Origin of the sequence: Pseudomonas sp. (assembly GCF_041601375.1) — a bacterium.
Taxonomy (GTDB): Bacteria; Pseudomonadota; Gammaproteobacteria; order Pseudomonadales; family Pseudomonadaceae; genus Aquipseudomonas.
On record NZ_JBFIIG010000173.1, the window covers coordinates 1 to 8958 of the forward strand.

Below are 8958 nucleotides of genomic sequence, written 5' to 3' on the forward strand. Positions count from 1 at the left end.
CTGGAAGCCGTGGTGCTGGAAACCGACGCCCCGGACATGGCCCCGGCCATGCACCCGCACCAGCGCAACAGCCCGGAATACCTGCCGGAAATCTGCGCCGAACTGGCGCGACTGATGGGCGTGACCGCGGATCAGCTGGCCGAAGCCAGCAGCTGCAATGCCGAGGAATTGTTTGGTTGGCGGCACTGAGCAGCAACTGTAGCCAAGGGCACTGGCGGGCTGCCGCTTCGCTCCGAACGGATCGCCGCCCGGACCGCCCTACGCAGGTGCACCGCGGGATTTGGGGTAATCCGCGATCCGTAGGGTGTCACTCGCCGAAAGCAGTGCACCATGGGTTACCCGGCGCGGCATAAAATCCGGCGGGTTGTCGCTGTGCTCCGAAGCCGCCCTACGGTCTCGCGCGCGAAATCCGGGGCAATCCACAATCGCGCAGGGTGTCACTTGCCACAAACGACAAGGCCCGCCAAATGGCGGGCCTTGTCGTTACTGCAACAAACTCTCAGACGCGGAACGCGCCGATCAGCTGTTTCAGGCGCGACACCAGGCCGGACAACTCGCGGCTGGCCGACTCGGTCTGGCTGGCGCCAGCGGCGGTGCGTTCGCCGGCGCGGTTGATCTCGACGATGTTCTGGTCGATATCATGCGCCACTGCGGTCTGCTGCTCGGCGGCGGCGGCAATCTGCTGGCTCTGGTCGACGATCATGCCCACCGCGCCGAGGATGTTCTCCAGTGCCAGTTGCACCTTGCCCGACTCACTGACTGTGCCACTGGCCATCTGATGGCTGGCGCCCATGGCCTTGACCGCCGCACCGACCCCGCCCTGCAACTTGTCGATCATGTTCTCGATCTGCTCGGTGGACTGCTGGGTGCGTTTGGCCAGGTTGCGCACCTCGTCGGCGACCACGGCGAAACCGCGGCCCTGCTCGCCGGCCCGCGCCGCCTCGATGGCCGCGTTGAGCGCCAACAGGTTGGTCTGTTCGGCGATGCCCTTGATCACGTCCAGCACCTGGCTGATCGAGGCGCTGTCGCTGGCCAACTGGTTGATCACCGCCACCGATTGGTCGATCCCGTCGGCCAGGCGCTGAATGCTGCCGACCTGAGACTCGACCAGGGCACGACCACTGACGGTTTCGTTGTTCACGCTCTGCGCGCTGTCGACCGCCGCGGCGGCGCTGCGGGCGACCTCCTGGGCGGTGGCGGACATCTGGTTCATCGCCGTCGCCACCTGTTCGATCTGGCTGCGTTGCCCCGCGACCGCCTGGTTGCTCTCGCCGGAAACCAGTTCCACGCTATCGGCCTGGAGCTCGACCTCGACCACGGTCTGGCCGACCCGCTCGATCAGGTCGTGGATCTTGCGCACGGTCTCGTTGAACACCTGCCCCAGCTCGCCCAGTTCATCCTTGCTCTGCGCCGTGAAACTGACCGTCATATCGCCGGCCGCGACCTTGTTCATGACCTCGCCCAGGCTCTTCAAGGTGCTCCGGGTCGACACATAGAAGGCGCCATAGAGGTAGCCGATCAGCAGGAACACCAGCACCAGCGCGGCAACCAACAGAACCATCTGCCCGCGGTTTTCCTGCAGGCGCTCCTGCAGTTGCTGATCGAGGAAAGCCAGAACCGCATCGTTCAGCTCATAGGTCTTGCCCATGGCAGCGCCGACTTCTTCATAGAACTGCACCCAGGGCATATCCAGGGTATTGGCGATCACCACCTTGTCTTCGAACAGCACAACGCTGGCCTTCAAGGTCGCCTGGCTGGCTGTGGCCAGGGTTTCCAGCGCCGCGCGCGCAGCCGGGCCGCTGCTCAAGGCGTCCTGCAGGTTCAAGCCATACTCGGCGTGGAGTTTTTCCAGCCCCAGCAGCAAATCGTCGAACTTGCTGCTGGTGCCCGAGTCGAGGAAGCCCTGCCCCAGTGAATAGGCGCCCATCGCCCGACCATCACCCAATGCCGCGGTAACCCGCGGTGTGGTGCCGACGATCAGTTCGGTCATCTGCCGTACGTCGCGCTGGCGATCCTGGCTGAGCCCGGCCTGAGCCGCGACCAGCTTGATAAATACCTGCGAACGGCCCAACAGCTTTTCGACCAGCGCCGCCTTGCTTTGCAGCGACGTCTCGTTCTGTGTCCCGGCCAGCTCGGCAATCATTTCATCGCGCCTGGCGGTGAATTCCTCGATCTGTTCGGCCTCGCGCACCACCGGCGCCAAGCCGCGCAGGCTGTCCGCAATGGCACCTTGCAGACGGGTGATACGGCTCTCGAGATCGCCTGCCTGACCGGACTGGCCGATCCTGACGTTGATTTCCGCCAGGTCGGAGAGGTCTTCCAGATCGCGCCTCAACTTCAGCGACTGGCCGAGCAGGTCGATGCTCTCCAGAGCCGCCTGGGTACTGATGAATTGGCGATAGGAATCGCGCACCAGATAGAAGTTGGTGACCAGCATGGGCAGAAAGAACAGGACACTGATCAAAGTAAACTTCATGCCGAAGCTGAGGCGATTCATTAGCGCGATGGCCGGATACAGCACGGTCTTCACAAGACGTCTCCTGTTCTGATTATTGTTATGCAGCGTTACAAGGTCGACCGCGGAAAGGCTCCCGCGCTAGTCGTTGCGTCCCTTGCAGCCCGACCTGAGGCGTGCCGATCGATGCGTAACAGCCAGTAAGGCAGATCCGCCTGAGCAACCGCCTGGCCGATCGATCGAGCACCGTGTCTTGTATACCCGTTATCGACGGCAATCTCTGTAACTTAAGGTTAAGCACGCGCATACCTCACGCCCTGGCCGTCGGCAGGAGCGGCAGCATTACCTGGCGAGAGGCTGGCCGGTCGGCAAACCGTAAGATGGTGCGGGCGGCGATCCGTCGGGCCGCGTAGGCTTGAGCGCAGCGATACCCATCACGGCGACCTGGATCCCACGCAACCGCGCCCCGGTGTGCGCCGGGGTTTATTCGTATAGATGAACCGATTGACCGAAGCTGACGCCAAAGGCGATCAGTAGAACAGCTCCCACAGGGCGAACACGGCGTACCAGAGCACCGCGGCGCGTACCAGCAGCTGCCACAAGCTGTCCAGGCTGCTCACCCCGGCTTCGCCGAGCACCGGCTCCGGCGTCTCGCAGGCGCCACGCCCGACATCGATGACCAACTGCGCGGCGCTGATGTCCCAGCTCAACAACTCGTGCAGCAAGGCCCGGTTGACCGCGACGAAATTGCCAACCAGGGCAAAACTTGCCGCCAGCACCCGCACCGGCATCCAGTCGAAGGCATGCCGCAGTTGCACGGCGCGCTCGCGCAAGCCCTCCTGCCCGGCATGCTCGGCCAGCAGGGCCAGCAAGCGATAAGCCAGAGCCGCCAACGGACCAAGCAGCGCGTACCAGAAGATCACGGCAAAGAAACTCTGGTAGGCCTGCCACACCAGATGCCCCTGCACCTGCCGCAGCAGCGCGCCTTCTTCATCGGCTTCCAGGGCCAGATCACGGCGGGCCACCAGATAGGCCGCCTCACTGTCGCCGCGGCGCCAGCTGTCGCGAAACGGCCCGAGTGCCGCCTGCAAATCGCCACGGCCGAGGCTGTAGATCAGCACCACCAGGTGCACCGGCAACGCCAGCCAGCCGTAGGCCAGCGGCTTGAGCAGAACCAGCAGCAACCCCAGCGCCAGCAGCGGCACAACCACCAGCAACACGATCGCCAGCCAGGGACGCTCGATAACGCCCGCCTGCCGCTCCACCCTGGCCAGCAGCCGCAACCAGGGACCGTCCTGCTGGATCTTGTTGCGCCAGGCCGAAAATTTCTCCACCCACAGCACCAGCAACAACACCAGAAAACTCATGACTTCTCCTTACTATCCATCAGTGCAGTACGCAGGCGCGACCAGTCGAACGCCGGGCCGGGGTCGGTCTTGCGGGCCGGGGCGATATCGCTGTGTCCGCAGATACGCTCCAGGGTGAGCGACGGATACGCCCTTTGCAACTCGACCGTCAGCCCGACCAATGCGGCATATTGCGCATCGGTGAAGGGCAGCTCATCGGTGCCTTCCAGCTCGACCCCCAGAGAAAAATCGTTGCAGTTGTCGCGCCCGGCGAAACACGACTGCCCGGCATGCCAGGCGCGCTCGTTGCACGAGACGAACTGGGTGACGACGCCGTCGCGCTCGATCAGAAAATGCGCCGACACGCGCAAGCTCGCGATCTCGACAAAGTATGGATGCTCATCGACGATCAGGCGATTCTGGAAAAATTCCTGCACCTTGCCGGTACCGAACTGCCCCGGCGGCAGGCTGATGTTATGGATCACCAACAGGGAAACCTCACCCTGGGGGCGCTCATTGAAATTGGGGGACGGGCAGTGACGCGCACCTTGGCACCAACCACTGCGGGGATCCAGCTGCATAGAGACTCCTTGGACGAGCCCCCACTCTAGAACAGGCAGGCAACGGGGCCAAGCGGCGATCCCCTCGGAGCGCAGCGACAGATCGTCGGGTGGATTAGGCGCATGTCGCCGATAGCGATGAACCGGCAAGGTCCGCTGCGCCGTAACCCGCCATCGGCGCAACCCGGGATATCGCCTGGTGGGTTACGCGGCGCGCCACGATCGCGGCGCCTGATCGTTCGGCACTTGGCACCGCTAACCCACGGATCGCGGTCGCAGCAAATCCGGCGATACGCCCGCGAAGCCGTTGGGCGGCCCCAAGGGCCGTAGCCCTTCCTGCGCAGGGGCCAGAGAAGGCGAATCTGGTCAGGTGCCCTTGAGTTTGCGCAGGTTGCCGATCACCGATTCCAGTGCCCGGTCGAACAGCAGCGCGTCGTCGAGCAGGCGGACAGTATTGCGGCGGAACTCGAGCGCCAGAGCCATGCGGGTTTTTTCCAGGATCTTCATGCCGGTGCGGTTGACGAAGATGTACTTGCCGGTCGGCTTGATCACCGCGGCCAGCTTGCAGCGCAACTTGTGCTCTTCGTCTTCCTGAAACTCCACCCAGCTGCCCACACCCAGCCTGTCCACGCGCAGCAGGGCTTCGTCGTCATCCGCCAGGCAGATTTCGGGCTCGCCGGCGGTGCTTTGACCGGGGACCAACAACACGATCTCCTCGACCACCTCGATCATCGCCGGCGGCTCCGGCAAGGGCATCTCGTCACCGACCTCGGCCACGGCATCCCTCACCTGATCGTCGCTGATCGGCGCTGCCGGCGTTTCGCCGCGAACTTGGGCTGCCGGCATCACCCGTTTGAAACGCTGGAAAGCCTGCACATGCAGCGCCTCCAGCTGACTGAAAAAATCGCCCGTGGAGAACGGGTCGAACGCCGCGCTGGCCATGCCTTCGCGCAACGCCTTGAGCAGCCCCGGCACCAGTTGCAGCAAATGCAGGCGCGCCTCTGGATCTTCGTGGGGCTGCGCACTCCAGACCAGGTCATCCATGGTCGCCAGCGCCGTGCGCCACTCGGGCGAGTCGACGCCGTGCTTGAGGCAGGTGAGCATCAGCACCTTGCTCCACGCCTCCTGCAGCAGGCGCACCACCACTTCGGGCAGGCGCTTGCCCAACAAGCGCTCATTCAGCGCCAACTCGACCTGACGCCGCGCCAGTTCGGCCTTGGCGCTCCCCTCTTCCGCGTCGCGGGTACGCTGCTCCAGCAGCTCGCTGCGGCGCCGCTCGTTACCGGTAAAGGCGAGAAAGTCCGCCAGCAGCTCGGCAAATATCTGCGGATCGTCGACAAAGTCGTTGAGCAAGCGCTGCACCACCTGCTCGATCTTCTGATACAAGCTGCCGCGCTGCGTGTCGTCCTGCTCACCCCAGCCCAGGGCCGCCGAGGCGATTTCATTGAGCAAACGCCGGGCCGGATGACTGCCGCGGCTGAAGAAGGTCTTGTCCAGCAGCGCGACCTTGAGCATCGGAATCTGCAGGCGCGCGATCAGTGCTTTCAGCGAATCCGGCAGGGTGCGGTCATCGAGGATGAACTCGAACAGCATCGACACCAGGTTGATCACGTCCTCATCGACCTCGCCGACCACCCGCGCCTTGCCGCTCCTGGCGCTGGCGCGACTGAGCAGCTGCTCGAGTTGCTCGCGCAGGTCGAACTCATCGCTGACCGGCGCCGGTGCGTGCTGCTGCATATGCGAGAGCAGGCGCAGCAGGTCGCGACTGGTGATCGGCGACGCATCGGCCGGCGCCTCGCGCCGCGGCGTGGCACGCTCGCGCACCTGCGCCAGCAGCTCCTGCAGCGCCACAAAAACCTCCTGTACGCTCTCGCCAGCCTGCTCGTCAGTAACGCCGCCCGCCTGCTCGGCCGCACCGCGCGCAACCGTTCCAGAGCGATTCGGGTTCCGTCGCACCGGCGCCGACTTCAATTCCGGCAACACACCCGCGGCAACCAGCGCCTGATTGGCCTCGGCATAGAGCTGATCGAGATCGGCCAACACGTACTTTTCGAACAGTTTGAGGATGATCAGTTTGACCTTGATCTCCACCCCCAAACTGCTGCACGCCTCGAGAAAAGCCGTACAGAGCGCAACCGGGCCGAGCGGGTTGGACTTGTCGTCGAGCTTCTTGCTGACCAGGGCATTCAGGCGCGTGGTCAGGTGGCTGACCGCCATGCTGTCGCGGCTCATGACCTTGGCCACCATGGCCTCCAGCGCCACGGACTCTTCCAGCTCGTCGTGCTGCACCAGTGCCAGGCTGTCGAACGAGATAGCCCCCAGCGGCGGCCTGCCGATCTCGTATTGATTGAGGGTGGCGAACGGCTCGAAGACCTCTTGCAGGAAGCCGCGCTCGATACTCTTGCGCTTCAAACGCAGGTCGCGCATGGCTTCGAAGAAGGCGTTCTGCTCACCATTGCTGGACGCCCGATCCGCCATTTCGAACAGGGTATCGTCGGCATTGTCGAACAGGACTTGCAGGGATTGCTTGAGCTGCAACGCAGCCTTGTCGCGTAGGTGAATGAGCGCCACGGGCAGTCTTCCTACCGGTGAAGTGGGCGATTGCTCGGCGGTCACCGGGTTCAGGTGGACCACATTCGCATCAGTCTTCATTGCGACTCTCCTGCAGACTGCCCCTGCCTGGGTCAACCGATCCGCACAGCAACCAACCGAGCATCATCCCTAACGTCAAAGTTATGGCGTCAATATCCATAGAGGTAAAAACATTATAGGTACGCCGCATTCAGCCCAAACAGACTTTTCCTGCAGATATGACGCAGGTCACAGATATAGATCTGCAACCGCGCAACCACGGACAGCACCCAGCCACCCTATCATGCGACCTACCGTTAGCAATCTCGCTGCAGCCGCCATCGGCAATCCCTATAATCGCCCGACCCTGACAGTGGAGCCCATCATGCCGAACCTAACCCTCGCCGACCTGACTGCCGAAATCGAGGCCAATGTTCGTCGCGCGCTGACCGAGGACATCGGCAGCGGCGATATCACCGCGCAACTGATCCCCACCGAGCGCCTGGCCCACGCCACCGTGATCACCCGCGAAACCGCGGTGATCGCCGGCAGCGCCTGGGTCGATGCGGTGTTTCGCCGGCTCGACCCGCGCGTCGCCGTGCACTGGCAGGTGCGCGACGGCGAACGCGTCGGCCCCAACCAGGCCCTGTTCCACCTAGAAGGCCCGGCCCGCGCCCTGCTCAGCGGCGAGCGCAGCGCCCTGAACTTCCTCCAGACCCTGTCCGCCGTCGCCACCCGCTGCCAGCATTACGCCGACCTGGTGCAGGGCACCGCGGTCAAACTGCTCGACACCCGCAAGACCCTGCCCGGCTTGCGTCTGGCACAGAAATACGCTGTCACCTGCGGCGGCTGCCACAACCACCGCATCGGCCTGTTCGACGCCTTCCTGATCAAGGAAAACCACATCGCCGCCTGCGGCGGTATCGCCGCAGCCGTGCAAGCCGCACACCAGATCGCCCCCGGCAAACCGGTGGAAGTCGAAGTGGAAAGCCTGGCAGAACTGCAACAAGCCCTCGACGCCGGCGCCGACATCGTCATGCTCGACGAACTGTCGCTCGACGACATGCGCCAGGCGGTCGCCCTCACCCAGGGCCGCGCCAAGCTGGAAGCCTCGGGCGGCATCAACGAAAGCACCCTGCGCGCCATCGCCGAAACCGGCGTCGACTACATCTCGATCGGCAGCCTGACCAAGGATGTGAAGGCAGTGGATTTGTCGATGAGATTGAGTTTGTAACCCAGGCGATGCCCGGGCGGCGTTCCGTTCGGAGCATAACGACAGCCCGCCAGCTTTTGTGCCGAGCCGAGCAAGCAATGGCGCACGGCCTGCACTCTACGGGGTCAGTCGCACCTCGAGCCTGCGCACCAGGCGGATCTCCTCGGGGCTGATATCAGCGCCATAGGCCAGCACCTCGACACCCGCGCCGATGGCTTCACGCAGGGCCGCGGCGTAGGCCGGGTCGATCTCCTCGGCCGGGCGCACCGCATCGATCTCCGTCAGGTTGACGCAATACAGTTGCACCGCCCGCACGCCATCACGCGCCAGTGTTGCCAGCTCGCGCAGGTGCTTGGCGCCACGCTCGGTACGCGCATCGGGAAAGGCCGCGACCCGGCTGTCGGCATAGCCCAGGGTCACGCTCTTGACCTCGACGAAGGCGGCACCGAGCGGGTAGTCCAGGCGGAAATCGATGCGGCTGCGCTCCTGGCCATAGGGCACTTCACGCTTCAAGGTGGTGAAGCCGGCAAGCTCTGTGATCAGCCCGGCACGCAGCGCCTCTTCCACCAGGCCATTGGCGCGCCCGGTATTGATCACCGCCAGGCGACCCTGCGGGGTTTCGCCGACTTCCCAGGTGCCCGGCAGCTTGCGCTTGGGATCATTGCTGCGGCTGAACCAGACCCGCGCGCCTTCACTCATGCAGTTGAGCATCGAGCCGGTGTTGGGGCAATGAATGCACAGTCGCTCGCCGCTGGCGGTTTCGATATCGGCCAGGAAGCGTTTGTAGCGGCGCAGCAGTCGGCCCTGCTCCAG

General features: G+C 64.1%; 7 protein-coding genes and 1 pseudogene. 2 read left to right on the plus strand and 6 right to left on the minus strand.

The annotated features are described in order from the left end of the window. Nucleotides 1-189, plus strand: a 189-nt coding sequence (locus ABZE94_RS17790) for a TatD family hydrolase (RefSeq protein WP_372876998.1), incomplete at its 5' end; no start/stop codon positions are given. Nucleotides 190-499: 310 nt separating this feature from the next. Here ABZE94_RS17790 and ABZE94_RS17795 read toward each other — a convergent pair. The 5 genes and pseudogenes from ABZE94_RS17795 to ABZE94_RS17815 form a co-directional block, all read right to left on the minus strand. Then, nucleotides 500-1213, minus strand: coding sequence for a methyl-accepting chemotaxis protein (locus ABZE94_RS17795; protein WP_372877009.1), 714 nt, complete (start codon nt 1211-1213; stop codon nt 500-502). A 144-nt stretch (nt 1214-1357) separates the two neighbouring features. Beyond that, nucleotides 1358-2497, minus strand: a pseudogene (locus ABZE94_RS17800) (HAMP domain-containing protein); the annotation flags it as partial. 488 nt (nt 2498-2985) lie between these two features. Beyond that, a complete protein-coding gene (gene ampE, locus ABZE94_RS17805; RefSeq protein ID WP_372877000.1) occupies nt 2986-3822 on the minus strand; it encodes a regulatory signaling modulator protein AmpE in 837 nt (278 codons plus the stop codon). Next, nucleotides 3819-4382: a 1,6-anhydro-N-acetylmuramyl-L-alanine amidase AmpD gene (gene ampD, locus ABZE94_RS17810; RefSeq protein ID WP_372877002.1), complete on the minus strand. Its 564-nt coding sequence runs from the start codon at nt 4380-4382 to the stop codon at nt 3819-3821. Before ampD ends, ampE begins: the two co-directional genes overlap by 4 nt. A gap of 345 nt (nt 4383-4727) precedes the next feature. After that, entirely contained in the window at nt 4728-7013 is a 2286-nt protein-coding gene (locus ABZE94_RS17815) for a DUF1631 domain-containing protein (RefSeq protein ID WP_372877004.1), read from the minus strand. Between the two features lie 304 nt (nt 7014-7317). On the opposite strand from ABZE94_RS17815, the gene nadC reads away from it, so the two are divergent. Continuing rightward, nucleotides 7318-8166: a carboxylating nicotinate-nucleotide diphosphorylase gene (nadC, locus tag ABZE94_RS17820; protein WP_372877006.1), complete on the plus strand. Its 849-nt coding sequence runs from the start codon at nt 7318-7320 to the stop codon at nt 8164-8166. A gap of 96 nt (nt 8167-8262) precedes the next feature. Here the strand turns inward: nadC and sfsA are convergent. After that, nucleotides 8263-8958: DNA/RNA nuclease SfsA (sfsA, locus tag ABZE94_RS17825; protein ID WP_372877008.1), on the minus strand; the 696-nt coding region annotated here is incomplete at its 5' end.